This window comes from Halorubrum trapanicum, from assembly GCF_017873555.1.
GTDB classification, from domain to species: Archaea; Halobacteriota; Halobacteria; order Halobacteriales; family Haloferacaceae; genus Halorubrum; species Halorubrum trapanicum.
Map to the genome: position 1 here is coordinate 379,732 of NZ_JAGGKE010000001.1, position 26,937 is coordinate 406,668.

The 26,937-nt window shown below is 68.4% G+C and carries 23 protein-coding genes and 2 tRNA genes; 9 read left to right on the plus strand and 16 right to left on the minus strand.

The features are described 5' to 3' along the window. Nucleotides 1-14 precede the first annotated feature (14 nt). Nucleotides 15-755, minus strand: coding sequence for a helix-turn-helix domain-containing protein (locus J2744_RS01855; protein ID WP_209543688.1), 741 nt, complete (start codon nt 753-755; stop codon nt 15-17). On the opposite strand from J2744_RS01855, the gene J2744_RS01860 reads away from it, so the two are divergent. Both J2744_RS01860 and J2744_RS01865 read left to right on the plus strand, forming a co-directional pair. Next, on the plus strand, nt 754-1,212 hold the full coding sequence (locus J2744_RS01860) for a DUF2249 domain-containing protein (RefSeq protein WP_209543690.1): 459 nt from the start codon (nt 754-756) through the stop codon (nt 1,210-1,212). The two genes, J2744_RS01855 and J2744_RS01860, sit on opposite strands and share 2 nt — an antisense overlap. A 90-nt stretch (nt 1,213-1,302) precedes the next feature. Further along, complete coding sequence (locus tag J2744_RS01865) at nt 1,303-2,409, plus strand: radical SAM protein (protein WP_209543691.1); 1,107 nt, start codon at nt 1,303-1,305, stop codon at nt 2,407-2,409. 14 nt (nt 2,410-2,423) lie between these two features. Here the strand turns inward: J2744_RS01865 and J2744_RS01870 are convergent, their stop codons facing one another. The 8 genes from J2744_RS01870 to J2744_RS01900 all read right to left on the minus strand — a co-directional run bounded on the left by J2744_RS01870 (nt 2,424) and on the right by J2744_RS01900 (nt 12,325). After that, nucleotides 2,424-3,794, minus strand: a complete 1,371-nt coding sequence (locus tag J2744_RS01870; protein WP_209543694.1) for an MFS transporter — start codon at nt 3,792-3,794, stop codon at nt 2,424-2,426. A 129-nt stretch (nt 3,795-3,923) separates the two neighbouring features. Next, a complete protein-coding gene (locus J2744_RS01875) occupies nt 3,924-6,815 on the minus strand; it encodes a UvrD-helicase domain-containing protein (protein WP_209543695.1) in 2,892 nt (963 codons plus the stop codon). After that, on the minus strand, nt 6,812-9,427 hold the full coding sequence (locus tag J2744_RS01880; RefSeq protein WP_209543697.1) for a PD-(D/E)XK nuclease family protein: 2,616 nt from the start codon (nt 9,425-9,427) through the stop codon (nt 6,812-6,814). Before J2744_RS01880 ends, J2744_RS01875 begins: the two co-directional genes overlap by 4 nt. 60 nt (nt 9,428-9,487) lie before the next feature. Then, a complete protein-coding gene (locus J2744_RS01885; RefSeq protein WP_209543699.1) occupies nt 9,488-10,018 on the minus strand; it encodes a hypothetical protein in 531 nt (176 codons plus the stop codon). A gap of 11 nt (nt 10,019-10,029) precedes the next feature. Further along, nucleotides 10,030-10,614, minus strand: coding sequence for a DUF7437 domain-containing protein (locus tag J2744_RS01890; RefSeq protein ID WP_209543701.1), 585 nt, complete (start codon nt 10,612-10,614; stop codon nt 10,030-10,032). Between the two features lie 67 nt (nt 10,615-10,681). Next, the gene (locus J2744_RS01895; protein WP_209543703.1) at nt 10,682-11,923 is read right to left on the minus strand and encodes a hypothetical protein; all 1,242 of its coding nucleotides are present in this window, start codon (nt 11,921-11,923) and stop codon (nt 10,682-10,684) included. Nucleotides 11,924-11,946: 23 nt separating this feature from the next. Continuing rightward, nucleotides 11,947-12,075: a DUF7563 family protein gene (locus J2744_RS15610; protein WP_449405214.1), complete on the minus strand. Its 129-nt coding sequence runs from the start codon at nt 12,073-12,075 to the stop codon at nt 11,947-11,949. A 175-nt stretch (nt 12,076-12,250) separates the two neighbouring features. Further along, a tRNA-Arg gene (locus J2744_RS01900) sits at nt 12,251-12,325 on the minus strand. Nucleotides 12,326-12,657: 332 nt separating this feature from the next. Between J2744_RS01900 and J2744_RS01905 the strand changes: the two genes are divergently transcribed. Next, on the plus strand, nt 12,658-13,257 hold the full coding sequence (locus J2744_RS01905; RefSeq protein WP_209543713.1) for an RAD55 family ATPase: 600 nt from the start codon (nt 12,658-12,660) through the stop codon (nt 13,255-13,257). 95 nt (nt 13,258-13,352) lie between these two features. Then, nucleotides 13,353-13,775: a CoA-binding protein gene (locus J2744_RS01910; RefSeq protein WP_209543715.1), complete on the plus strand. Its 423-nt coding sequence runs from the start codon at nt 13,353-13,355 to the stop codon at nt 13,773-13,775. Between the two features lie 578 nt (nt 13,776-14,353). Here the strand turns inward: J2744_RS01910 and J2744_RS01915 are convergent. Further along, a complete protein-coding gene (locus J2744_RS01915; protein WP_209543717.1) occupies nt 14,354-15,334 on the minus strand; it encodes a PLP-dependent cysteine synthase family protein in 981 nt (326 codons plus the stop codon). A 169-nt stretch (nt 15,335-15,503) separates the two neighbouring features. Between J2744_RS01915 and thrS the strand changes: the two genes are divergently transcribed. After that, the gene (thrS, locus tag J2744_RS01920; protein WP_209543719.1) at nt 15,504-17,480 is read left to right on the plus strand and encodes a threonine--tRNA ligase; all 1,977 of its coding nucleotides are present in this window, start codon (nt 15,504-15,506) and stop codon (nt 17,478-17,480) included. A 45-nt stretch (nt 17,481-17,525) separates the two neighbouring features. Here the strand turns inward: thrS and J2744_RS01925 are convergent, their stop codons facing one another. Next, the gene (locus J2744_RS01925; RefSeq protein WP_209543721.1) at nt 17,526-19,091 is read right to left on the minus strand and encodes an ATP-binding protein; all 1,566 of its coding nucleotides are present in this window, start codon (nt 19,089-19,091) and stop codon (nt 17,526-17,528) included. Between the two features lie 176 nt (nt 19,092-19,267). Between J2744_RS01925 and J2744_RS01930 the strand changes: the two genes are divergently transcribed. Continuing rightward, nucleotides 19,268-20,440, plus strand: coding sequence for a pyridoxal-phosphate-dependent aminotransferase family protein (locus tag J2744_RS01930; RefSeq protein WP_209543723.1), 1,173 nt, complete (start codon nt 19,268-19,270; stop codon nt 20,438-20,440). 253 nt (nt 20,441-20,693) lie between these two features. On the opposite strand, the gene J2744_RS01935 is transcribed toward J2744_RS01930, so the two are convergent. The 3 genes from J2744_RS01935 to J2744_RS01945 form a co-directional block, all read right to left on the minus strand. After that, nucleotides 20,694-21,992, minus strand: coding sequence for an MFS transporter (locus tag J2744_RS01935; protein WP_209543725.1), 1,299 nt, complete (start codon nt 21,990-21,992; stop codon nt 20,694-20,696). Nucleotides 21,993-22,269: 277 nt separating this feature from the next. Then, the gene (locus J2744_RS01940; RefSeq protein WP_209543727.1) at nt 22,270-22,500 is read right to left on the minus strand and encodes a DUF7860 family protein; all 231 of its coding nucleotides are present in this window, start codon (nt 22,498-22,500) and stop codon (nt 22,270-22,272) included. 278 nt (nt 22,501-22,778) lie between these two features. Continuing rightward, nucleotides 22,779-22,852 (minus strand) — tRNA-Lys (locus J2744_RS01945). 210 nt (nt 22,853-23,062) lie between these two features. On the opposite strand from J2744_RS01945, the gene J2744_RS01950 reads away from it, so the two are divergent. Both J2744_RS01950 and J2744_RS01955 read left to right on the plus strand, forming a co-directional pair. Then, complete coding sequence (locus J2744_RS01950; RefSeq protein WP_209543730.1) at nt 23,063-24,529, plus strand: DHH family phosphoesterase; 1,467 nt, start codon at nt 23,063-23,065, stop codon at nt 24,527-24,529. Between the two features lie 44 nt (nt 24,530-24,573). Beyond that, nucleotides 24,574-24,801, plus strand: a complete 228-nt coding sequence (locus tag J2744_RS01955; protein WP_209543732.1) for a hypothetical protein — start codon at nt 24,574-24,576, stop codon at nt 24,799-24,801. Between the two features lie 15 nt (nt 24,802-24,816). Here J2744_RS01955 and J2744_RS01960 read toward each other — a convergent pair whose 3' ends face one another. Continuing rightward, nucleotides 24,817-25,791: a sugar phosphate nucleotidyltransferase gene (locus J2744_RS01960; protein ID WP_209543734.1), complete on the minus strand. Its 975-nt coding sequence runs from the start codon at nt 25,789-25,791 to the stop codon at nt 24,817-24,819. Nucleotides 25,792-25,907: 116 nt separating this feature from the next. Here J2744_RS01960 and J2744_RS01965 point away from each other — a divergent pair, with 116 nt between their 5' ends. Beyond that, nucleotides 25,908-26,219: a transcriptional regulator gene (locus tag J2744_RS01965; RefSeq protein WP_209543743.1), complete on the plus strand. Its 312-nt coding sequence runs from the start codon at nt 25,908-25,910 to the stop codon at nt 26,217-26,219. Between the two features lie 36 nt (nt 26,220-26,255). On the opposite strand, the gene J2744_RS01970 is transcribed toward J2744_RS01965, so the two are convergent. Beyond that, a complete protein-coding gene (locus J2744_RS01970) occupies nt 26,256-26,933 on the minus strand; it encodes a DJ-1/PfpI family protein (RefSeq protein ID WP_209543746.1) in 678 nt (225 codons plus the stop codon). Between the last annotated feature and the right edge of the window lie 4 nt (nt 26,934-26,937).

Sequence of the window (26,937 nt, forward strand, 5' to 3'; positions counted from 1 at the left end):
GTCCACACCGACCCTTACTGAATCCGCTCGATCCCGTCGTCATCCGGCGACTCGAAGTCGATCGGGCGGCGCGGGAGGTCGTCGACGAACTCGCGAACGATGGTGCGCTCGACGCGTTGAAGCACCTCGCTACAGGTGGACTTGGCGATGCCGACGTGCTCGGCCACCTCGGTGAGCGTGCACTCTCGGGGGACGTCGTAGTAGCCGCGGTCGACGGCCTCGAAGAGGACCTCGCGCTGGCGCTCCGTGAGCGACCCGCCGGGGTTCACGCGCTGTTGGACGTACTCGACCTCGAAGTCGGCGCCGACGTCGCGGAGGGCGTCACCGAACTCCGCGACGCGCTCGTGGTCGCCGGTGATGTCGATGCGGGCGACCCCGTCGCGGATCTCGACCGGCATCTCGATCGGGACGCCGGCCCGTCGCGCGACCGTCTGTAACAGCGGGACGAGCGCCTCGACCTGAACGGTGACCATCCCGTCGTCCTCGGCCATCACCGAGCAGTGAGTGACGACGTCGTGCTCCTCCACCGCGCCGAGGATCGGGTCCAGCTCGTCCGCGGTGATCCGGACCAGCGCGAACCCGGCGCCGTCGTCCGGCGTCGCGGTCAGAACCTGAAACCGCGCGTCCGGGTACTCCCGCGAGACGTCGCCGACCCACGGGCCGTCCGGAATGGTCACGCGGAGGCGTGCCTGTGCCATGTTCGTAGTTCGGCGCCCGGCGTGGAAGTACCTTCGGCTCCGCGGCGGCCGGAACATGTTCGTCACAAACCACCCGGGGGTCGGGTCCGTACCGTCGACCATGAACTCCGAACCCGGCGATCCGGCGGCGGTCGAGCGGGCGGTGACCGAGCGGACGGACGCGCCGACGGGCGGGGAGACCGTCTCCCTCGACGTCCGCGAACTGGGGCCGCCGAAACCCCTTCGCGAGACGCTCGAACGCGTGGAGACGCTCGGCGACGACGACGTCTTGGTCCAGTACAACGACCGCACGCCGCAGTTCCTCTTCCCGCGACTCGACGACCGCGGGTTCGCGTACGCCGCGGTCGAGACCGACGCGACCGACGCGGTCGTCACCGCGATCTGGCCGGCGGACGGCGAGAGGGGCGTTTCGGACGAGCGGGCAAGCGAGGGTGACGCGGCCGCGAGCGACGGGTCGCTCCCCGGCGGTCCGGGAGCGACCGATCAGGTCCCCGGAAGCGCGTCGAACTCCTGATCCGGTCGGTCGAGTCTCGCGCTTTGAGAGCCGAGGGAACACGTTCGGGGATGCCCCCAAACGGATCCGGATCGTAGCCGACAGTAACCGATGTTCGACGACCTCGACACCGACCGGCGGCCGCTGGTCCTCGTCTGGGAGGTCACGCAGGCCTGCGGGTTAGCGTGTCGGCACTGTCGGGCCGACGCGCAGCCGCGGCGGCATCCCGACGAGCTGACGACCGCGGAGGGGAAGCGACTGCTGGCGGACGCCGCCGAGTTCGGCGACGGCCAGCTGGTCGTCCTCTCCGGGGGCGACCCGCTCGCGCGCGACGACCTCACGGAGCTGGTCGCGCACGGCGACGACCTGGGTCTCCGGATGACGATCACGCCGAGCGGGACGCGGTCGCTCACGCCCGAGCGCGTCCGCGACCTCGGCGACGCCGGAATCGCGCGGATGGCGCTCAGCCTCGACGGCTCGACCCGCGAGCGCCACGACGCGTTCCGCGGCGAGGAGAGCTTCGACGACACGGTCGCGGCCGCGCGCGCCGCCCGCGACGCCGGGATCCCGCTCCAGGTCAACACCACCGTCTGCGCCGACACGGTCGAGGACCTCCCCGCGATCCGCGACCGCGTCCGCGACCTCGGCGCCGTCCTCTGGAGCGTCTTCTTCCTCGTCCCCGTGGGTCGCGGCCGCGTCCTCGACCCCGTCTCGCCCGAGCGCGCCGAGGGTGCGATGGCGTGGCTCCACGAGGTGTCCGACGAGGAGCGCTTCGGCGTCAAGACAACCGAGGCGCCGTTCTACCGCCGCGTCGGAATCCAGCGGGCGGAGGCGGGCGAGACGGACGGCGCCGCGCAGCGGCGGGGCGGGATCACGGCCGGGCGCGGCTTCGCCTTCGTCAGCCACACCGGCGAGGTGTTCCCGTCCGGCTTCCTGCCCGAGTCCGCCGGCGACGTGCGCGAGCGGTCGGTCGTCGACGTCTACCGGAACTCGGACCTCTTCGAGTCCCTCCGCGACCCCGACGGCTTCTCGGGGAAGTGCGGCGCCTGCGAGTTTCGCCACGTCTGCGGCGGGAGCCGCTCGCGGGCGTACGCCGCCACGGGCGACCCGACCGGCAGCGACCCGCTCTGTCCGTACGTCCCCGAGGGGTACGACGGGCCGCTTCCGGAGCGACAGCAAGCCACCGAGGGAAGCGAACGCTCCGAACCGGCGGACTGAGGCCGGAAAACGGGTCAGGCGTACGCCTCGAACTCCTCGCCGAACGCGAGGAAGTAGCCCGTGCCGACGACGCCGATAACGGCCGCGACGGTGAACGCGACTTCGGGGCTGACGAAGTCCCACAGGTACCCGCCGACGGCCGCGCTCGGGATCACGATCGTGTTCCGGAGCAGGTAGTACGTCCCGGTGACGCGGCCGCCGGCTCCTCGCTCCGCCGGGCCGACGATCAGCGCCTTGTGCGACGGCAGCCCGGCGAACCGCAGCCCGGAGAACGCGAAGACGGCGACCATCACGGCCCAGAGCGGCAGCGCCGACCCCGCGAGCGCCGGCGCGTAGATCAGCACGACGGGGAAGAGGGCGTACACCGCGAAGCCGACCGCGACGACCGGCTTGAGTCCGACCCGCTCCGCGAGCTTCGAGGCGGGGACCATGATCAGTAAGGCGACGAGCATCTCGACGCCGAGGAGGTACCCGAAGAACGCCTGCGGCGAGAGGCTCACGTCGTAGGCGAACCCGCCGAGCGCGACGGTCGCGTCCAGCCCGACCTCGAAGAACTGCGTGACCACCAGCACGAAGAACACGTATACCATCCCGTTCGCGAACCGCACGAGCGTGTCGCCGACGAGCAGCGGGCGGAGCGGTTCGGGCATCTCGCGGAGGTCCCGCCGGATCTCGTCGAGTCCCGCGAACGAGTCGCCGAAGGAGTCGTCGCTCGCGTCGTAGAGCGCGTGCTGGACGAGCGTCCCGAGGACGCCGAAGACGACCGCGACCGCGAGGACGAACCGGAAGCTCACGGTGAACTCCGACCGGAGACCGATGAGGACGGCCGCCAATACCGGCCCGACGAGGAACGCCGTCCGCCGGAACGTCTCTGTGCTGGCGAACCCCGCGGCCAGCCGCGAGGGGTCGGTCGCCTGCTTGACCACCGCGAACGTCGCGCCCAATCCGAACGACTTCCACGCCTGCGCGAGGACCAGCCCGACGAATATCCAGACCCACGGCTCGACGGTGACGCCGCCGACGGTGATCGTGCCGACGCCGGGCGCGACAAGCCAGACGAGGAAGCCGAGGGTCGACAGCAGTCCGAAGACGGCCAGGGCGTACCGCGACCCGATCCGGTCCGAGACGGCGCCGCCCGGATACGGATAGATCGCCGAGATGACGTTGCCGAACGTGCCGAACAGTCCGACGACGAACCCGGACGCTCCGAGCGCGACCATGTACTCCGGGAGGAAGCGGTTCGTCATCTGGAAGCCGAGGCTGAACGCGAACATCGCGGCCGAGAGGACGAGCACGTCGCGCTCCAGCGCGAAGAACCGACGGAACGCGTCCAGCGGTCCGGATTCCTCCGCCTCGGCGTCGACACCCCCCCGGTCGTCCGTCACGGGTCGTCCCCCGCGGTCGCGGAAGGGTCGTGGTCGTCGACTCCGACGCGGCCACGCGGTGCGGGGACGGGAGCCATACGCGTCGTCCGGTTCGCGTCGTCAAAAATCCACGCGGTCGGGCGGGGTGCCTCAGTCGTCCCGCGCCTCGGTCTCTCGAACGAGCGCGCGCAGCTCCTCGATCGAGTACGGGTCGATCCGTTTGCGCGTCCCGTCGGTCGTGTAAAACAGGCTCGCCGTGACCGCCTTGTCGCCGAACCACTCGTCGAGGACGTGGTAGTAGACGCTGAGCTGCTTTCGGTACTCCGACTGCGCGCGCCGCGTCGAGTCCGTCTTGTAATCGATTATCTCGACCCGATCGGCCGTCACGTGAACGAGGTCAACGATTCCCGAGACGGTGACGCGGCGGCCGTCGACGTCGATCGGGAGCGTGACCGGCTCCTCGACGTGTCGCTCGCCGGGCAGGTCGTCGAGGAACGCGACGATCCGTCGCTCGTGGTCGTTCGACGGCGTCACGTCGTCACCGAGCGCGTACGCCTCGGCGAAGTCGTGGACGCGCGAGCCGAAGTCCATCCCCCGCGTCTCCGGTTCCGGTTCGGACTCGGGGGCGGTCTCCATCCGTTCGCCGGCCTCCTCGAACACCGACTCGTCCATCAGCGAGTGGGGAGTGTGGCCGATCGGGCCGTCCGGCGCCGTCACCGCGAACGGTAGCTCCGCGTCGGCCGGCTCGCCCCGATCGACCGGCTCGACGCTGGCGTCGGTCTCCTCGGTTGCGACCGGCAGCGCGTCGAGGAACGCGTTCGGCTCCTCGCCGGCCGCGAACACGACGTGGTTCTCCGCGCGAGAGACCGCGACGTAGAGCAGCCGGCGCTCCTCGTCGTACTCCCGGGGCAGACAGCGCCGGAGGACGTCGTGCCGCCAGTTGTCGTACACGTGGGGGTAGTCCCGCACCTCGGAGTAGCGCTTTCGCAGCCTGAGTCCGACCGGGTCCCGGTACTCGATGACGCTCGATCCGCCGGCCCGCGGCGGGAACCGCCCCTCGTTCATGTTCGCCATCACGACGACCGGGTACTCCAGCCCCTTCGCCGTGTGAATCGTCTGGACGGTCACCGCGTCGTCGCCCGCGTTCGCGCTGAGATCGACCGTGGTCCCCGTCTCGACGCCGCGCTCGACGAACCGGATCAGCTCGCCGCGAGTGGCGGTCGTCGAGTCGTACATCGACTGGATCGTGTGGAGGAGGAGGTCCGCGGTGTCGCCCGTGAACCCGTAGCGGTCGAGGACGCGGCGCGCGACTGCCCCGACCGACTCCAGCTCGCGGAGCGCGTCGCGGAACGCGACCGAGTCGTCGGGGTACGACTCCGTCTCCAGCGCGCGGGCTATCTCGTCGAACGCGTACCCGGCCCGTTCGAGGACGACCGCCCAGCCTCGGTCGGCGTCCGATTCGAGGATCCGGAGCCACGCGAGCAGCAGCTTCGCCGGATCGGTACGGAACAGCTCGATCCCCCCGTCGTAGGCCATCGGGAAGCCGTACTCGTCGGCGACGTCGAGCAGTTCCCGGCCGTAGTCCCGCGTCCGCGTGAACACCGCGATGTCACCGTGCTCCGGCGGCCGGGGCTCGCCGTCCTCGCCCTCGACGGCGTAGTCGTCGTCGCCGACGATGTCCTGAATCTTCGAGAGGACGGCCTCGTGCTCGTCCTCGTGTCGGATCCCCTCGACGACGGTGTTGTCGAAGGCGGCGTTCGAGGAGAGTTCGACGACCTCGTCGAGCGGGGCGTCGACCTCCTCGCCGCTCGCGGCCGGCGTCGCGATGGCCCGCTCGGAGAGGTCGATGACCGACGCCGTCGACCGGTAGTTCTCGCGGAGCTCGATCCGGGTCGGGTCGGTCCCCGCGAGCGAGACCCGGTCGGCGTCGTCGTTGAGGTCCGCGGCGAACCCCTCGATCCGCTCCTCGAAGTCGAGGATGTTGCGCACGTCGGCGTACTGGAACGAGTAGATGCTCTGTTTCCAGTCGCCGACGGCACAGAAGTTGTCCGTCCCGGAGAGCAGCAGGGCGAGCTTGAACTGGATCTCGCTCGTGTCCTGGAACTCGTCGACCATGACGTACTCGAACTGCGCGGCCTCCCGCACGCGCGGGTCCTCGCGCAGGAGCACGAACGCGAACAGCTGGAGGAAGCCGAAGGTGAGGTAGTTGCGGCGCAGCGCGAACCGGACGTACTCGACGTAAACGTCGTGGACGAACGCCTTGAGGTCCTCGCGGTCCTCGTGGAAGACTTCCCCCGCGACGTCGTCGTCGAGCCGCTTCGTCCCGCGGCCGCCGCGCAGCTCCGACTTCGACGGCGCGTCCGGGAGGTACGCCTTGTCCCGCCCGAAGCCGCTCAGGTCCTCGCGCAACGCCGACTGCTTCCGGCCGTCGTTGCGGGGGCGGTTCGCGGCGTCGAACCGCTCTTTGAACGCCTCGAAGTCGCCGTCGAGGTGCGCCTCGCCGTCTCGATACCACCCGTCGGTCGTGGGGACGATACCCTTCGAGGCGAGCTCCCGTATCAGGTCGAGCAGCTCGCCCGGCTCGGAGAGAACCCGATAGAACTCGGCGTGCTCCGGGTGGTCGTCGCGGAAGCCGCCGAAGAACTCGCGGAACCGCTCGGACTCGATCAGCTCGTCGTCCACGACCCGCGTCGAGCCGGTGATCCGCTCGTCGAGTCCGAGGTGCGTCGGCGCGGCGTAGCCGTGCTCCCGCAGGACGTCGTGACAGTGCGAGTGGAAGGTCCGGATCGGCGCGTCGGCCAGCTCCCGCAGCCCGTACGCGCTGCGGTCGACGATCCGCTCTTTCATCTCCGTCGCGGCGCTCCGCGTGAACGTCGCCAGCAGCACGTCTTCCGGTTCGACGTCGGGGCGGTCGACGATCCGCCCGTAGCGACGGGCGATGGCGAACGTCTTCCCCGTCCCCGGACCGGCGTCGACGAGGTACACTCCCTCGGTGCTCTCGATCAGCTCTCGCTGTCGGTCGTTCGGCGTCGGGTCGGTCATCGGTCTCCCTCCAACAGTAGGTCGCGGTTGTCCACGCGCCGGTAGTTCGGCTCGCCCGTCAGCCCCTCGACCGGGAAGCGCTCCTCCCCGGCCCGCCGGCGGTTCAGCTCGTCGAGGCGCTCGTCGACGAACGATTCGAACGCGTCCAAGTCCTCGCGGAAGAACGCCCGCTTGCGGACGCCGTTGAGCGCCCGGATCGCCTGGTCAGCGCCCTTCTCGGCGTCGACGCCGTCGGACGTTCCGGCGTCGACGGCGGCCGTGAACCGCTCGGCGAACGCCGAGTCGCGCAGCTCGTCTCGGTCCGTCGTCTCGGGGAAGGACAGATCCGTCACGGCGTCGACGTAGCCCTGATAGCCGAGGTCGTCGAACGTCTCTCGGCAGTCCGTGTAGCCGTCGAGCAGCGTCTCGTAGGCGTCCCGAGAGCCGACGTACTCGTCGAACGAGACCGGGTGGTACGAGACGGTCGTGAGCGCGTCGTCGAGGTCGGCGTCGCCCGCGACCACGTCGTCAATCGGTTCGAGGAAGTGGAAGAACGTGAACTCCAGCCGCTCGTCCGGGCGGAGCATCCGGTAGTAGGTCAGGTACAACGCCGCCTGGAAGTTCGGCGCGTCCGCCGGCGGATCGGTCGCCGCGCCCCTGACGACCTGCGTGGGTCGCTTCTTGCGGCCGCTCTTGTAGTCGAGGAGCTGGGTGGGTGAGCGCACGAGGTCTATCTTGCCCTTGACACCGAGGGAGTCGTCCTCGAACCAGCGCTCGGTGAGCGGGGAGTCGACCGGCTCGTCGAAGTGGTCCGCGAAGAAGTTGGTCCCCCTCCCCGATGCCGGCGTGAGGAAGTCGTCCGACTCCGGCGCGTTGTCGTCAAGGTACTCCGCGATCAGCTCCAGCCCGATGCGGTACGTTCGCCGGCGGAGGGTCTCGTCCGAGACCGTGAAGAACGCCTCGGTCTCGCCGAGCATGGCGTCGACGAGGTCGTCGATGTCGGCGTCGGCGACGACGCCGGGATGGTTCACGTAGAACTCCGCGAAGTCGTGGAAGAGGTTCCCCTCGACGAACCGCTCCCGATCCGGCGCGTCGAGGAGCCGCCCGAAGAGGTAGTCCCGCGGGCTGTTGACGTAGCTGTTGAGCGCGGACTGGCTGACCGTCTCGACCGTCTCGGCGTCGACGCCGAGCGGTCGGCGGTCGAAGCCGACGCCGTTCGAGCGCGGTCGCCGTCGATGCTCGACCGAGTCGAGGTCGCTGAACCGCTCGAACTCCTCGTCGAGGAGGTCGCCGAAGTACAGGCAGGGCGTGACCGGCTCCCCGCCGGCCGCGTCCCGGACGAGGTAGTACTGCCGGTCGCCGCTCTGAAGCAGGCGCTGGAAGTCACCGACGTAGCGCTCGAACTGCGTCTCGGTGTCCACCCACGGCCGCTGCGGGGCCGAGTGCGTCCACTCCTCGCCCATCCCGAGGTGGAAGACCACGGGTCGGTCCACGTAGGCGGAGGACTTCGCGTCGGCGAGGAGGACGCCCTCGTTGTCCCTGTCGACCGGGACCTCGTAGGTCTGGAGGTAGTAGGCGAGGCGGTCGACTCCACCGGCGGTCACGGGTTCGTCGGCGAGTCCGAGCTCCCGTAGCTCCGCGTCGAAGCGTTCCAGTTCGACGCCGGCCTCGCTCGCGTACGCGTCGAGCGCGTCCGCGAACGTCCGGTCTTCGATACCGCCACAGAACGTCCGCAGCCACTCGACGCCCGGATCGTCGACCGCCGACAGCCGCCTGTCGCGGTCGGCCGTCGGAACGTCGACGTCCAGCTGCGCGAGCAGCGGGCGGACGTCGCCGACGGTCGTCTCGGAACCCCCGAAGCCGAGCCGGAGGAGGTGAACGAACGCCCTGTGGTGCGGGTCGTCGACGAATCCCGGACCGCCGTAAAACGGAATGTCAGCCGCTTCGAGCGCGGACTCGACGAGCGAGGAGTACTGTCCCCCGCCGTCGAGGACGACAGCGACGCGGTCGGCGTTGCGCGTCGAAACCGCGTCGAGCAGCGCCGTGACGATGTCGGTCGCCGACTCGAACACGTGGAACGGCGGGTAGTCGAACGCCTCGTCGGTGAACAGATCGACGCGGTCGAACGCGTCCGGGAGAACGCTACGCTCCAAGGCGGTCAGCTGATCGTAGCCGACGACGGCGACCGATCGATCGTCGGCCATTCGATCCCCGTCGGTCGTTCGATCCCCGTCGATCGCGTACTCGCTGAGCCGCTTCGACGTCGTTCGGAGGGTCCGCATGACCTCGACGACTTCGCGGGTCGCGTCGTCGACGTAGGCGTCGTACTCTAAGATCGCGTCGAGACGGCCTTGGTGTTCCCAACACTGGAGCACGTTCCCGATGGCGTACGCGATCGCCTTCCAGTCGTGGTCGGTCTCCGCGACCAGTTTGAGGAACGCGTGGCGGTCCTCCGCCTGTTCGCGCCGACCGGCCGCGAGGCGGCGCGGCGTGGTCGCGAACGTTCCGAAGTGAGGGCGGTCGAGGCGGCGGTTGATCGCGCTCGCGAGCGGGGCGTCGGGAGTGATAACGAGGTCGTACTCCGCGACCTCCGCGTAGAGTGACTCCGCACGTTTCGCTCTCCGGATAGGCACGACTACCGGGAACCGGACGAGTCACAAAAAGATAGCGGGGATACCGCTTTGGTCGTCTTACTAGGTGATCTCCTCGATCAACTCGAATCCATTCTTGAACTGAACGCGATCGTCGAACCCGTTTCGTGAGAGTACAGAGACGATCCCCTCACCAGCGTCGATATCGGTTGTCACGATACACGCGAACTCTACGTCGCCCGTGTCGAGACGTTCCGCCGCAACTGCCGCGAGTGCGGTATCTGCCTTCTCAATCTGATCCTCCCGTCGGTTCGACGACCGTGCGATAAACGTCCGCACGTCGTCCATCACCTGCGACACGGTACTGTTCGTGTAGTCCGGTTCTTCAGCGACCGCCACCCACCCCGCGTCGATCGCGCTGTTGATCGGGGTCTGGCCCGGTGTACTCCGCTCCGGTGCGCCGCCGAGTTCATCGTACACGCGCTGTGGAATCACCAACGTGATGTCGTTCCGTCGGGCGAACTGCTCCAGCGCGGTGTACTTGTTGTTCTGCTGGCGGCCACAGGCGACGAACAACCCGGTATCCGCGACCCAGAGGACGTCCGCCCGATTCGGAGCGAATTCTTCACTCATCGCTGCTGCCGTCAGTCCGCTGTCTCGGGCGGTCGCTCGCGGGCACTCCGGATGTCCTCGAAGTACGGGTCGACCGACTCCATGTCGAGGACGACCTCTCGGAGGGCCTGTAAGACAGCGATAGCGAACGCGGGCTGTAGTTTGAGTTCACGGGCGGCGACCCGCTCTGACATCTCGCCTTCGGCGTAGGGGATCGCGTACGTTAGTGCGGCCGCGAGCTTTCCCAGGCCGTGCTTTTCGAGCAGGAGATCGAGATCCCGATCGCGGGGTGCGCGTCCGATCGCTTCGATGAGGGTCGGAGTGACCGTGTATTCGTCCCCGTCGAGGTCGGCGGTGAGGGTGATCGGGACCGCCGAATAGACGTGCGTCTTCTGCTCTTCGTCTCGCGTCAATACCCCGAGCTCAACGAGCGTGCCCGTGTCCGAGTACGCGGTCGTCCGCGGCATCTCCAACGCGTCAACGACGCCGTCGATCGTGACGCCTCCCTCACGGAGGACGAACGTGTACAGCCGCGCCAGCCGTGGCTCCTCCAACAGCTGGGCCACCGACAGGAGGCCGTTAACGGCGCGCTCAGGCCCCTCGGCCGTTTTTGACATACAATTCATAATTCGTGTGTTGTGTAATAACGCTTGGGGGAGAGTTCTGGAACGAGACTGAATCGAATCACACCGACTCGCGTAACGCCCACACGTCGGCCGCCGGGTCCAGGTTCGACGGTTCCGCACCCCGTGAAGTCAGGATTCCGGCGTGGTACAGCATGGCCTTCAGCTGGAACACGGTGGAGGAATGGTAGACGTTCCCGTCGGTAAGGAGCTCGCGCTGTAACTCCCCGTCGGCGTTCAGGACGCGACTCCGGACGTCGTCGTCCCCGCGGACGAACAGTTCGACTGTGAGCGACGGGTACAACTCGTGGAGGTACTCGACGACCTCGGGGAGGCTCGGTTCGCTGATCCCGTCCTCGTGTATGTGCTGGAGTTCCTCGACGAGCAGCTGCGTCGCCGGATAGGCGTAGACGACGCGCCTGGTGAGCATGCCCCACTTCGGCGCCAGGTCACAGAAGCGCTCCCGCGAGCGCTTCCAGTCGTCGAATTTCGCTATCGCGGCCTCGACCGATCCGTACTCCCGCAGCGCGAACCTGACGACCTCCCGGCCGAGGGGTGTCAGCCGAGCAGCGGCGGGTTGGTCGTCGATGAGGTTCAGGAAGGCCGCCCCCATCCGGGCGTCATCGGTGGCGCGCACGACGTGCTCCGCGAGGACCTGCTCCGTGTCACGCTCGTGGGAGGCCGCGAGGGGGTACGCGAGGTAGTTCTTCGGGTGGTTGAGGCCGAACGACTTGCCGGCGACGCCCTGCGCGCTGGCCTGAAATCGGATGGCCGTCGTCTCGGTCGTCGTTCGGTTCCCGACCACGCGAGGGGTTTCGACCGGATCCACGGTGCCGTCGGGGGCCACGCCGAGGACGCCGACGTTCAGCTCCCGGGCCAGGGTCCGCGCGGACTGCGAGACCGTATTCGCCGGGGCCGCGACGTACGCGGCGTTCGCCTCGTGGAGCCGGTCGTACGCCTGAATGATTCCGCGCTCGACGTCGGCGTCGCGTCGGTTCGTGTGACCTTTCGCCTCGACGACCACCAGCGGCGGGTCGTCGCCAAGTCGGTCCACGGCCAGTAGCTCGTCGCTTAGCAGCCGCACGCCGACGAGGTCGGGGTAGCCGGAGCCGACTCGGACGTGGTTGAACGGCGCCAGTTCGTCCGTGATGGCCGGATCGATGGACTCGTCGGCGAGCCACCGGTCGGACGAAAACTGGGTATCGACGACCGCGTACCCGTCGTCGGCGTCGTCGGGGTACAGGCGGCGCTTCGCGTGCGCCAACACGCGCGGTTCCGAGAGCGGCGACGCCGCGCTTGCCATGAGGGTACAATGCCATCACCGGCTCATGAAGATGGGGGGTAACGGTGAGCGCGGTCATCGTCGCCGTGGACTCGACCGAACCGCGGCGGGAGATGCGACCCGCACCCCAGACAGACCCCGGACTCGTCCGGCTCAACACGGAGGTCCATCATGCGAACACCACCCCGCTGTTTGTCGGGTCGAACGCCCGACGCGAAGGGGCGCGATCGGTGACGTATGGAACCCGAATTATGGCCAGGTTCGGAAGGAACCTATTCGGCCGATTCCGTAGCGTAGCGAGTCGCTACGAGAGAATCCGTATTAGTCCCGAAACGGACCGTAAGTAAGTGGGCGCTACAGGATTTGAACCCGTGGCAACTTGGTCCGAAGCCAAGCACTCTGTCCAAACTGAGCTAAGCGCCCGTGCCCTCCTGTACTTCCGAGAGCGTGTTAAGTCCCGCGATTCGAAATTGGCGCCGCGCAGTCAGCGGGTCCGTCAACGTTACCGCCGTTCTTTCGATTCGCGGATGTGATACGTCCGGCCCCTGCGACGGCGCACGATTCCGGTCCAGCGATCGGAGCCGGCGGCTGAGCCGACGCGGGACCGCGCGGAGACGCGGCGGCGGCTTGCGAGGGGCGATCAAAAAGAATATTATTCGGAGCGGGCATGTTTCGGTAGTAGATGAGTCCTGGTCGTACGGCCTCGCGGCCGAACGAGCGGTCCGCGCCGACGACGTCGCCCCCGAGGTGCGTCCATGTATGAGTTGACGCCGCATTTCGACGCCGAGGTCGAACCCGGGACCAACATCCTGTTGACCGGTCCCCCGCTCAGCGGGAAGCGGTCGATCATGATGGACATCCTCGCCGCGGGGACCGACCGCGACGAGGGCGCCATCGTCGTCACCACGAAGGACGGCGCCGACCGCGTGCTCCGCGACTACGAGAAGCGGACGCCCTACGAGGGAAAGCCCGTCGCGGTCGTCGACTGCGTCACCCGCCAGCAGGGCGGCGACATCCGTGAGTCCGACCGGATCAAGTACGCCTCCTCGCCGGTGGACATGACCGGCATCGGGATCAAGCTCTCGGAGTTCTTCCAGGCGTTCGGCGACCGGGGTATCGAGCGGAACCGCGTGATGGTCCACTCGCTGTCGACGCTGCTGATGTACTCAGACCTCCAGACCGTGTTCCGCTTCCTCCACGTGTTCACGGGCCGGGTCCAGAGCGTCGACGGGCTGGGGCTGTACAGCATCGACTCGACGGCGCACGACGACCAGGCGATGAACACGCTCAAACAGCTGTTCGACGGGATCATCACCGTCACCGAGGACGGCGAACCCGACATTCGGCTCCCCTGACGGGAGGGGTGGCAGTCCGCTCCGTGTCCTCTCGCTTTCTCCCCGCACGACGACCGGGGGATCCGCTTAATCCCGTCGCGACCGAACGAGGAGCCATGCCCATCACGGACGACGCCGGACTCGACCGCCTGCTCGACGCGGAGACCGTCGCGGTCGTCGGCTGCTCGACGACGCCCGGGAAGGCCGCCCACGACGTGCCCGCGTACCTCCAGAATCAGGGGTACCGCGTGATACCCGTAAATCCGTTCGCGGACGAGGTCCTCGGGGAGCCGGCGTACGACGCGCTCGGTGACGTGGAGGAGGAGATCGACCTCGTGGACGTGTTCCGCCCGAGCGAGGAGGTGCCGGAGATCGTCGACGCCGTCCGCGAGCGGCACGCGGCGCGCGGCGATGCCGACGCGGTGTGGCTCCAACTGGGGATCAGCCACGACGAGGCGGCCGCGGCGGCGGAGGCCGACGGGATCGACGTGGTACAGGACCGCTGTATCAAGGTCGAACACGGTCGGCTACGCAGTTAAGACGGCGGGACTGTCGAGATCCCCGTTTTCAGACATCAGTTTGTCCGAAACGGCTGGTCGCTGATGCGTGCGTCTCGATCGGTTGCGGTACTGGGTGAATCGGATCTGTAGGGTAGTTGGTTATCTGTAAAATGTGGTGTTGCTGTCTGCTATTTGTAAGCAAATAGCAGAGCTGTGGTGAACACCGTCGAATTCCCGGCAGCTCGCTTATAAACTGTTGCCCGCAGATCGGTGGCGAACGCCGCCAAAGCCCCGGCCGCGAGGACTCGCGTGGCTCGTTGCGGTCCTCGTCGCTCGCTACGCTCGCTCCTGCGGTCCTTACATCGCCAAGCGTCGTCCTCGCGGCCGCCCCTTTGAGTCCCGCCCCGCACAGCAACCGCACCTCACGCCTCCCCAGCCTCGCGGCTCACGGCTCGCGGCTTCGCCGCTCGCGTTCGCCGCGTCCCTCGCGCGTGCTGCTCGGCCGCAAGGCGGCCTCGCAGGCACGCGCCACCGCCCTCCGTTATAGGAGATAGCCGTCGCCCAGGGCCAATTTAAATATCGCACCGCTGTCGATCACGGCGCCGCTCTCGCATGAATCACCCCTCCCACTCCTCGAAGCTCCGATAGACGCCCTTCGAGAGGTAGCGCTCGGAGGAGTCGGGGAAGACGGTGGCGACCGCGTCGTGCGGGGCGTCGATCTCGCCGTCGCGGACGTCGCGGGCGACCCGCTTCGCGGCGATCGCGTTCGCGGCCGACGAGGAGGCGACGAGGTGGCCCTCCTCGCTCGCGAGCCGCCCCATCTCCTCGTGGACGTCGCGGTCGTCGATCGCGACGATCTCGTCGACGAGGTCGGGGTCGAACAGCTCGTTGCGCTCGGTGTCGTGGGTGCCGATCCCCTCGGTCTTGTACTCCTCGTGCTCCACGTCCTCGCCGAGGAACTCGCGGTACGCGGAGCCGGCCGGCTCGACCGCGACGACGTGGGTGTCGGCGTCGCGTTCGCGGAAGTAGCGGGCGATCCCCATCAGCGTCCCGGCGGTGCCGCAGCCGGCGACGACCGCGCCGACCTCGCTGTCGAGCGCCTCGTCGATCTCGGGGGCGGTCGTCTCGTAGTGCGCCTCGGCGTTGAGCGGGTTCGAGAACTGCTGGGGGACGACGGCGTCGTCCAGCTCCTCAGCGATCTGATGCGCGCGGTCGATCGCCAGCCCCATCCCGTCCTCGCTGGGCGTGTTCACGACCTCCGCGCCGAGCGCGCGCATGAGCTGCTGTTTCTCCACCGAGAAGCGCTCGGGGACGACGAAGATCGCGTTCAGTCCCAGCTGCTTGGCGGCAACGGCGAGTCCGATCCCGGTGTTGCCCGCGGTCGGCTCGACCACGGTGCCGCCCTCGCCCACGTCGCCGCGCTCCAGCATGCGTTCGAGCATGTACTTCCCGATGCGGTCCTTGATGCTCGCGCCGGGGTTGAACGACTCCAGCTTGGCGTACACCGGCACCGCGTCCGGCGCGTCGTGGACGTCGACGAGCGGCGTCTCCCCGATCGTCTCCAACACCGACGACAGGGGCTCCCGATGAGCGGTCATAGCCCGGCAAACGTTGCCGCGGGATTTGTGTGTTGCCATCGCTTCCTCCGGATCCGGGGATCCCGGGCGGCGGCGTGGCTTGCCGGGACCGGGACCTCTCGGGGACCGCCGTGGCGGACCGATTCGACCGTCTGACCGTGTGACTCCGCGCCGCGGATCGAACACACTTATGCCGGTCGTCCGGCTCCGACCCTGTATGAGCGAGACCGATGCGGAGGCCGAGGTGACGGTCGTCCTGCCGGACGGATCAGAGCTGACCGTACCGGCGGGGTCGACAGTCGAGGACGTCGCCTTCGAGATCGGCCCCGGGCTCGGTCGCGACACCGTCGCGGGGAAGATCGACGGCGAACTCGTCGAAAAGTACGCCGAGGTCCACGACGGCGCGCGGATCGAGATCGTCACCGACCAGTCCGACGAGTACCTCACGGTGTTGCGCCACTCCGCGGCCCACGTGTTCGCGCAGGCACTCCAGCGCCTCCACCCGGAGGCGACGCTGACGATCGGTCCCGCGACCGACGACGGGTTCTACTACGACGTGACCGACGTCGACGTCGACGAGGACGACCTGGCCGCCATCGAAGCGGAGATGGACGAAATAATCGCGGCCGACTACGACATCGAACGCGAGGTCCGGTCGCGCGAGGAGGCGAAGGAGGTCTACGCCGACAACGAGTACAAGCAGCAGATCCTCGACGAGGAGGCCGACGGCGAGGAGGTCACCTTCTACGTCCAGGACGGCTGGGAGGACCTCTGTCAGGGACCCCACGTCGAGTCGACCGGCGAGGTCGGCGCCGCGACGCTGCTCGAGGTGTCGGCCGCCTACTGGCGCGGCGACGAGGAGAACGACTCGCTGACGCGGGTGTACGGCACCGCCTTCGCGAGCGAGTCCGACCTCGAGGAGTACCTCGAACTGCGCGAGCAGGCCCAGGAGCGCGACCACCGGAAGATCGGTCAGGAGATGAACCTCTTCTCGATCCCGACGGTGACCGGACCCGGTCTCCCGCTGTACCACCCGCCGGGGAAGACGGTCCTCCGCGAGCTGTCCGACTTCGCGAACGAGCTCAACCGCGAGAACGGCTACGAGGAGGTGGAGACGCCGCACGTGTTCCGGACGGAGCTGTGGAAGCAGTCGGGCCACTACGAGAACTACAAGGACGACATGTTCCTCCTCGACGTCAACGACGAGGAGTACGGGCTGAAGCCGATGAACTGCCCGGGCCACGCGACCATCTTCGACCAGCAGTCGTGGTCATACCGCGACCTCCCGCAGCGCTACTTCGAGAACGGGAAGGTGTACCGGAAAGAGCAGCGCGGGGAGCTGTCGGGCCTGTCGCGCGTCTGGTCGTTCACCATCGACGACGGCCACCTGTTCGTCCGCCCCGACCAGATCCGTCAGGAGATCGAGTCCGTCATCGAGATGATCTTCGAGGTCGTCGAGACCCTCGACCTGGAGGTTGAAGTCGCGCTGGCGACCCGCCCCGACAAGTCCGTCGGCGGCGACGAGATCTGGGAATCCGCCGAGGAGCAGCTCCGCGACGTGCTCGACTCCGGCGGCTACGACTACGACGTCGAGCCGGGCGACGGCGCCTTCTACGGGCCGAAGATCGACTTCGGCTTCGAGGACGCGCTCGGTCGCGTGTGGGACGGCCCGACCGTCCAGCTCGACTTCAACATGCCCGACCGGTTCGATCTGACCTACACCGGCGAGGACAACGAGGACCACCAGCCCGTGATGATCCATCGGGCGCTGTACGGGAGCTACGAGCGCTTCTTCATGGTCCTCATCGAACACTTCGACGGCAACTTCCCGCTGTGGCTCGCGCCGGAGCAGGTCCGGATCCTCCCCGTCTCCGACGAGACCCTCGGCTACGCCCACCGGGTGAAGAACGAACTGGAGGACGCGGGCTTCCGCGTCGAGGTCGAGGACCGCGACTGGACCGTCGGCCGCAAGATCCGCGCGGGCCACGACGACCGGCTCCCGTACATGGTGATCGTCGGCGACGACGAGCAGGAGGCCGGCACCGTCTCGGTTCGCGACCGCTTCGAGGACCAGCGCGGCGACGTCGAACTCGACGACTTCGTCGACCACCTCGTCGACGAGCGCGACGAGAAGCGGACGGAGCCGGACTTCGTCGACGGCGAGTGACGCTCGACGCGGGGCCGACGGGCGGCCGCCGGCGCGCGGCGGGAGTCAGGCCGGCTCGACGCCGGTGACCTCGAACTGCGCACCGCCCTCCTCGGACTCGGTGACCCGGACCGCCCAGCCGTGCGCGTCGGCGATCTCCGCGACGATGTTCAGGCCGAACCCCGTCCCGTCGCTCGCCGTCGTGAACCCCGTCTCGAACACCTGCTCCCGCTCGTCTTCGGGGATCCCCGCTCCGTCGTCGGCCACGTAGAACCCGTCGCCGTCCGCGAGCGCTCCGACCGTGACCGTGACGTCCTCGCCGCCGTGCTCCACGGCGTCGTCGGGCCCCGCCCGACTGCTCGTTGAGTTGTGCTCCACGGCGTTGCGGAACAGGTTCTCCAGCAGCTGTCGCAGCCGCGCCTCGGCGGCCAGGATATCGAGTCCGTCGACCGCGACGCGGAGCGCTCCGCCCCGACTGTCGGTCGTCTCCCAGGCGTCGGCCGCGAGCGCGCCGAGATCGACCGGTTCCGGGTCGTCGACGTCGCCACCCTCCCTGGCGATCGTGAGCAGGTCGTCGACGAGCGCCTCCATCCGCGAGAGCGACCGCTCGACCGGCTCGACGTGCTCGCTGTCGCACTCGTCGGCGAGGAGGTCGAGTCGCCCCCTCGCGGCCGTGAGCGGGTTCCGGAGGTCGTGGCTCACGACGCTCGCGAACTCGTCGAGGCGGTCGCGCTCGCGTTCGAGCCGCGCCGCCGCGCGCTGGCGTTCGAGCTCGTAGCTCACCCACCGCGTCAACAGCTCGACGAACGTCCGCTGCGTGTCCGTGAACGGCTCGGCGCGGGGCGTCGTCGCGGCGAAGCAGAGCGTCCCGTACTGCTCGCCGTCGGTCTCGACTCTCCCGCCGATGTACGTCTCCAGCCCGAACGTCTGGTGTGCGGGGTCGCCGGCCCACCCCTCTGCGGAGGCGTTGACGACCGTTAACAGTTCGTCGCGTTCGATGGTCCGCTTACAGTACGCCTCGTCGAGCGGACAGGTCTCCCCGGGCTGTAACAGGGGGTGTTCGGCGTGCGACACCTCGACGTGTTGGGTCCCGTCCTCGATCCGAGTGAGGAACCCGTTCGGTACGTCGAGGTACTCGCAGCCGAGCGTCAGAATCGCCTCGACCTTCTCTTCGAACGTGCGGTCGTGGTCCGACGAGACCGCGTAGAGCCGTTGAATCGCACGGAGGCTCTCCTGCTGTCGCTGTTCTAAGTCGCGCCGCTCGGTGATGTCCCGAAGGTAGACGGAGAGACCGCTGTCGGCTGGGAACGCGCGCACCTCGAACCAGGTGTCCAGCGGCTCGTAGTAGGAGTCGAACGAGACCGGCTCCTGGGTCGCCATGGCGCGGTGGTACTGGTCGTGGAACTCCGTCCCCTCTGACCCGGGGATCGAGTCCCACAGGTGGCACCCCTCCACCGCTCCCTCCGGTCCGACCGCGTCGTCGCTCATCGCGGACCGGAGGATCCGCCGTCCCTGCTCGTTCGCGTACGTGACCGTCCAGTCCGCGTCGAGGGCGAAGAACCCGTCCGCCATCCGGTCGAGGACGGTCTGAAGGTCCTGCTCTGATGCCGAGCCGCGCGCGGGACCGGACATGGTACCGAGTACGCGTCGCGGCGGTTTAGGTGACGCGGATCGCCGGTCAGGGTCTCGGTGGCGGCGGTGGGGTGGGCCGACACGCGTCCGTTGCGCTCGGGTCCGTCGATCTGCCCGCCGAGACGACACGCGGTGGTTCCGTCGGGTTTTTGCCGACGCTCGCCGGAACTGAACGCATGTCAAACCGGCACGCCGAACTCGGCATCGACGAGCGACCGCCCGAGGTCGGAGAGCTGACGCCCCCGGACCGCACGCTGATGGGTCCCGGGCCGAGCGACGTCCACCCACGCGTACTCAGGGCGATGAGCACGCCGCTCGTCGGCCACCTCGACCCCTCGTTCGTCGAGATCATGGACGAGGTCCAGGAGCTGCTGCGCTACACCTTCCGGACCGACAACAAGTGGACGATTCCGGTGTCCGGCACCGGCTCCGCGTCGATGGAGGCCGCCATCGGCAACCTCGTCGAGCCGGGCGACACGATGTTGGTCCCGACGAACGGCTACTTCGGCGGCCGGATGAAGTCGATGGCCGAGCGCGCGGGCGGCGAGGTCGTCGAGGTGTCGGCGCCGTGGGGCGAACCCCTCGATCCGGTCGACCTCGAGCGCGCGTTCGCCGAACACCAGCCCGACGTGTTCGGCTTCGTCCACGCCGAGACCTCTACGGGCGTCCTTCAGCCGAACGTCCCCGAACTGACCGACATCGCGCACGACCACGACGCGCTCGTGATCGCCGACTGCGTCACCTCGCTCGGGGGCGTCGAGCTGCGCGTCGACGAGTGGGGCGTCGACGTCGCCTACTCCGGACCCCAGAAGTGCCTCTCCTGTCCGCCCGGGGCGAGTCCGCTCACCCTCAACGACCGCGCGATGGACAAGGTGCTCGACCGAGAGGAGCGACCGCGGTCGTGGTACCTCGACCTCTCGCTGTTGGAGGGGTACTGGGGCGACGACCGCTCGTACCACCACACCGCGCCGATCACGAACGTGTACGCGCTGCGCGAGGCGCTCCGCCTCGTCGCCGAGGAGGGGATCGAGGAACGGTGGGCGCGCCACCGCCGGGTCGCCGGCGACCTGAAGGCGGGCCTTCAGGATCTGGGACTGGAGATGAACGCCCCCGACGAGTACTGGCTCCCGAGTCTGAACGCCGTCCGCGTCCCCGACGGGGTCGACGACGGCGCCGTCATCGACCGCCTGCTCGACGAGTACGACCTGGAGATCGCCTCCGGTCTCGGCGCCCTCGAGGGCGACATCTGGCGGATCGGCTGTATGGGCTACTCCGCCCGGCCGAAGAACGTCGAGTACGTCCTCGCGGCGCTGGAGGACGCGCTGGCGCGACAGGGATTCGACGGGTAGCGACGGGCAGCGACGAATAGTAACCGATAGCAACCGATGGGACGGGGAGGGTTGCGCCCTCCCAGACGTCTCCCTCCGGCGCGCGCGAGAAACGCGCGCGAGGGCCAGTTCGGCGCCCGGAGCGACGCGGAGGGCGCCGAACGGCGGTTGGGGAGGGAGAGGCCGCCCCGAGAGCGAAAGCAGAACTGTTCTACCGAAATCTCGGCCCCTGGTCACACCGCCAGCGCTGTCCTACCACGTCGTCAGCGCCACCCTACCACGTCGTCAGCGCCGCGCGCCCGTGATCCCGCGAGAGAATCGCGAGGAACGCCAAGACGCCGGTGATCGCGAACGCCCCGCCGACGTAGAAGACGGATGCCATGCTCACCTCGACCATCAGCCAGCCGGCGATGAGCGGTCCCGCAACGGATCCGGGTCGCCACACGAGCTCGCGGATCCCGAAGCTGGAGGCGACGCCGCCGTCGTCCGTGCCCTCGTCGGCGAACAGCGCCATGCTGGCCGGTTCCCGGAAGGAATCGGCGACGCCGAGCAGTCCCGACAGCGCCACCAGCGGGAGGTACGCCGGGGGTAACCCGCCGAGGAGCGGAACCGTCACGTCGGCGCCGAGCGCCGTGCCGGCGGCCGGGGCAAACGGGATCAGGACCGCTATCGCGCCGTAGGCGCCGCCGCCGGCGAAGACGAACAGCGACCGGCCGTAGGCGTCCGAGAGCCGCCCGGTGAACAGCTGCCCGACCATGTTCGTCGCCTTCTCGGCGGTGACCGTCACCGCGACCGCGGTCGCGCCGACCGCGAGCCCGCCCGCCGCCAGCTCCGTGCCGGCGTAGATCGGGATCCACGTCCGCACCATCGTCACCGCGAAGGCGTACTGTGCGCGGAACGTCGAGATGGTGAGGATCCTGCGGTTCACCGCCAGATCGGAGAACGGGAACCCCTCGATCCGCGTCGGGTCGGCGTCGAGCATGCCCCACGTGACGAGCCACGCGACCACCATCAGCGCCGTGATGAGCGTGAACACCGGCCCGAATCCGACGGCGTCGTAGATGGCGCCCGCGCCGAGCGACCCGAGGATCGACGCCGCGAAGGAGGCGGCGTTCGCCTTCCCGATCTTGTCCGCCCGCGTGCCGGCGTCGGCGAGCTGGCCGACGAGCGAGAGCGTCATCAGCCCCGCGCCGGTGACGACCAGCCCCTGAAGCGCGCGGACGAGGATGAACGACCCCGACGAGTCAGCGAGCGGGAAGAGGGCGTACACGCCCGCACCGGCGCCGAGAACGCAGAGCAGTACGAGCCGCTTGTCGAACCTGTCCCCCGCCCACGCGAGCGGAACCACGGCGACCGTCTGTGCGAGCGTGAAGCCGGTGGTGTACATCCCGATGACGAACCCGGCCGAGACCGTGACGCCCAGCACCGTCGTCGCCTGCGGGTCGAGCGTGTTGATGTACGTCGGCAACAGCGTGATCAGCGTGATGAACCCGAACCCCTCCGCGAACCGGGTGAGGTAGAGCGCCCAGAACTGCGATCGGTCCGCCCCGTTGCCGTCGTCCGCGTTGCTCACACCATATCGGCGCGTACCGCTTCAAAAGGGGTTACGATTCGAAACGTCTGCCGGGCCGGATGGCCGAGGGCCGCCGTCGGGCTTATGTGGCGTCCGAGAGACGTGCCCGTATGGGCGAATCCGCCTGCGACCGCCGGTTCTGTCCGGAGTGCGACCTCGCGGTCTCGTGTGCCGACGAGGCCTGTCCGGAGTGCGGGGCGGTTATCGAACCGCCGACGAGCCGCGACTGACGTCGCCGCGGTGGTTCGGTGCGGCCCGGCTTCCCGAACGGTCGGTCTCACTCCGTGAGCGGGAGCAGGATTCCGAACACGAAGGGCGCGAGGAGCATCACCAGTACGCCGAACATCTCGGCCTCGACGAGCAAGGTCTGCTCCCACGCCGGGACCGCCGCACCCGTGGAACGGAGGTACACGTCAGCGACCACTCCGAACGTGAAAAGCACCGCGCCGACCGCGAACGCGCGTTTCGTCGCTTTCGAGTAGTCGATGTCACCGTAGCGTCCTACCATATCGACGGTCTGAACGGCGTTCGTACAAGTATCCGTCGGCTGCTCCCCGTGGATTCGTCTCCGGTACCGCGCCGTCGTCGTGCTGTCGTCGTGCTGTCGTCGCGCCGTCGTCACGCGGTCGTCGCGTGGCTGTCGCTCTGCGATTTAAGAACGGGCCGGGCGCGATTGTGAACTACGAGAAGACGGTCGCTCGCTTCGCTCGCGCTGCGACTTCTCTACTTCAAATCGCTTCCGTCCGGTTCCTTCACCGCGTCGCTGTCGCTCCGCGGTTCAGTGTACGGGCCGGGCGCGATTTGAACACGCGACCGACGGATTAAGAGTCCGTCGCTCTCCCTAACTGAGCTACCGGCCCTCACGAGTTCGTATCCCGGTCACGGTAAAAGGCCTTTTCATTCGACCACGCCGGCGTCTCCGAGTCGGCGCCCGAATCGCACGAGAGCGACGGGACCGACTCGGCTCGACGGCTATCTACTGATCCGAAAGCGACTGACTCCACGACCTCCTCGCGTCCCGCGACGGCGAGAGCGCACTCGTTAAGTGTCGTGCCGCGGAAATCCCTCCAATGAGTAGTGGGGCATCCGGATCCGCGCGGACCCGATACGCCATCCTCGGCTGTGGAAGCGTCGGCCACGCCGTCGCGGAGGAACTGACCGAGCGCGGCAAGGACGTCCTCATCCTCGACCGCGACGAGAGCCGCGTCGAGGCGCTCCGCGACCAGGACCTCAACGCGCGCGTCCAGGACATCGCCGAACCGGACGTCGTCGACGAGCTCGGCGACCGCGACATCGTGTTGATCCTCGCGAGCGACGTCGAGGCGAACAAGGCGGCCGTCTCGGCGGTGCGGGAGACGGGCGGCGACCACTACGTCGTCGTCCGGGCCTCCGACCCCGTCAGCGAGGACGAGTTACGGGAGCGCGGCGCCGACGTCGTGATCAACCCCTCGACGGTGATCGCCGACAGCGCACTCCAGTCGCTGGAGACGGGGGAACTGGAGTACATGGCCCGCCAGCTCGCGGAGATCATCGAGGCGGGCGGCGACCGGATGGCGATCCTCACGCACGACAACCCCGAACCCGACTCGATCGCGTCCGCGACCGCGCTCCAGGCCATCGCCGAGGCGTTCGGCGTCGACGCCGACATCGTCTACTCCGGCGACGTCGGCCACCAGGAGAACCGGGCGTTCGTCAACTTACTCGGGATCGACCTGCTGGCGCGCTCCGAGGCGCCGGACCTGTCGGAGTACGGGACCGTCGCCGCCGTCGACCTCGCGAAGTCGGCCGACGAAAGCTTCGACTTCGACGTCGAGATCGACATCTACCTCGACCACTTGGAGACGGAGGTGCCGTTCGACGCCCGGTTCGTCGACGTGCGGACCAACGTCTCCTCGACGTCGACGATCCTCACGAAGTACCTCCAGGAGTTCGATCAGTCGCCCTCGGAGGCGGTCGCGACCGCGCTCCTCTACGGGATCCGCGCCGAGACGCTCGACTTCAAGCGGGACACGACGCCCGCCGACCTGACCGCGGCCGCCTACCTCCACCCGTTCGCGAACCACGACACGCTCGAACAGGTGGAGTCGCCGTCGATGAGTCCGGAGACGCTGGACGTGCTCGCGGAGGCGATCCAGAACCGGGAGGTTCAGGGGAGCCACCTCTTCTCGACGGCCGGGTTCATCCGCGACCGCGAGGCGCTCGCGCAGGCGGCCCAACACTTACTCAACCTCGAAGGGATCACGACGACGGCCGTGTTGGGCATCGCCGACGACAACATCTACCTCGCGGCCCGCTCGAAGGACATCCGGCTGAACATCGGGAACGTCCTCGACGAGGCGTTCTCCGAGATGGGCGACGCCGCCGGCCACTCGACGCAGGGGTCGCTCGAAATCCCGCTCGGTATCTTCACCGGCATCGAGGCGAGCGGCGAGAACCGAGACACCCTGCTCCACCTCACCGAGGAGGCGGTCCGCCGGAAGCTGTTCGACGCGCTCGGCGTCGAGGGCGGGAGCGGCGACGGCTCGAACGGGTCCTGACGGGGCCGTTTTCAGCTTCGCGGCCGTAGCTCCGTTCAACCTTCATGTACGTCCCTGACGATCCGCCGGCGGAGTGTCCCGCCTGCGGCGACCCGTACGAGTCGGTCTCCCGGCACACCGGCGGCTTCGTGGCGAACTTACTCGACAACGAGCGCTACCGGCGGGTGTGTTTCTATCCCGCGACCGACGACGGCGACCCCGCGGTCGACTGTTACCATCATACGCACGCGCAGGCCGGTACCGACGCTGCGAGGCGCTATAACGACGACTGAACGCGGACAGCGCGCTCAGAACTCGTCGCCCTCGGTGATCGAGGTGTGCGAACCGATCAGCGCGCCCGAGAGGTCGACACCCCCCAAATTGGCGCCGGTGTCGATCACGGAGTTGCGGATCTCGGAGTCGGTGATCGTCGCGTCCTCGAAGACGACGGTGCGGTCGAGCGCCGAGTCGGTCACCGTCGCGCCCGACATGACGTGGACCACGTCGCCCAGGTCGGTCCGCTCGACGGTCGCGTCGTCGGCGACGAGCGTTCCGCCGTCGAGCGCGTACTCGACCGCGTCGAGGTAGCTCTCGGGGGTGCCGATGTCGAACCACGCGCCGTCGAAGGTGTACGCGTGGACCGCCCCGCGCCGCTGGAGCCACTGGAGGAACCAGCCCGGCTCGTCGGGGTTCTCGCCGTCTTCGAGGTAGGTCGTGAGCTTCGGGAGCGTCTCGGCGGGGAAGGCGTAGCAGGCGATAGAGACGAGCGTCGACTCCGGGTAGTCGGGCTTCTCTTGGAACTCGATCACCTCGTCGCCGTCCAACTGGACGAGTCCGTACGACTTCGCCCGCTCGCGGTCGCCGACGTCGTAGGCCGCGAGCGTCGTCGTCCCCTTGTCCTCGAAGAAGTCGGCGAAGTCGGACAGATCGAAGCTGATCATGTTGTCGCCGGCGACGACGATCAGGTCATCGTCGACGCCCTCGCGCTCGACGAGCTGTTCGAGCGCTCCCACGACGCCGAACTTCTCGTCCTCCTCGACCGTCTCCTCGACCGAGAGGGTCGGCTTCTCGAAGGGACTGTCGGCGAGGTACTCCGCGAACGTGTCGGCGAACCGCTCGTTCGTCGAGACGAACACCTCGTCGACTCGGTCGTCGGCCTCCAAGTCCTCGAATATCTCGTCGATGATGGTTCCCTCTCCCACCGGCAGGAACATCTTCGGCCGGTGTTCGGTGATCGGCCAGAGCCTGGTCGCGTAACCCCCCGCGAGTACGACTGCCTTCATACGTCTCCCGTCTCGCCCCGATGACATACCTCTTGTGCCCACGCGCGTTCCGGGAGACGGGTTTCGACGTCGGTCCGAGGCCGGACGGTTTTCCCCGTCGGCGCCGAAGTCCGCGCATGGAGACGACCCGTCAGCGGATCGCGAACGCGCTCCGCGAGGAACCCCGGACCGCGAGCGACCTCGCCGCGGCGCTGTCGCTGCCGACGCCCGTCGTGTACGAACACCTCGAACACGTCTCGCGGTCGGTCGCGGACGACGAGGAACCCGGAAGCGACGGAGCCGGCGACGAGGGCGAGGAGTTCCTCGTCGCCCCGCCGACCTGCCGCGAGTGCGGGTTCGACCGCTTCGACGACCCGGTCAACGATCCGTCGCGGTGTCCGGAGTGTAAGTGCGAGCGGATCGAGGAGCCGGCGTTCGTGATCCGGTAGCCGGGCGATTCGGGGCCGGCGTCCCGACCGAAGCGCCTACAGTTCGTCGAGCAGCGTCGCGGCCGCGGCCGCCGACGAGCCCGGGCCGCGGGCGGTGATCAGGTCGCCGTCGACCGTGACGCTGGTGTCGGCGTCGAGTTCGGCGTCGAAGTCGGCGCCGGCGAGAATGACCTCGTCTTCGACCCAGTAGGGGAGCTTCCGCCCGTCGGGCATCACGTCGTTCTCGTCGACGATGTCTTCCTCCCACTCGTTCGGGAACCCGGTGATAGCGCGCCCCTCGACGAGCGGCGTCCCGTCGGCCTCGCGCGTGAACGCCAAGATGCCGACCGCGTGGCAAACGACGAGGGCGACGCCCTCCTCGCCCGCGACCGCGTCGAGCAGCAGCTGGCGGGCGTGACGGTCCTGGTTCACGTCCCAGACGGTGCCGTGGCCCCCGGGGAAGACGACCGCGTCGTAGTCGGCGGCGTCGACCGTCGCGACGGGCGCCGGATCGTTGAGGCCGGGGTGCTCCTCGTCGACCTCGCGAAGCTCTGCGACTCGCTCCTCGCCGCCCGCAGCCTCGGGGTCCAGCGAGCGCTCGTCGACGACCGGCGGCGACCCGGAGGGGGTCGCGACGGTCACGTCGACGCCCTCCGATTCCAGCGTCGTCAGCGGCTCGATACACTCTTCGGCCCAGTAGCCTTCCTCGCTCACGACGAACAGCGCTTCGGTCATGTGT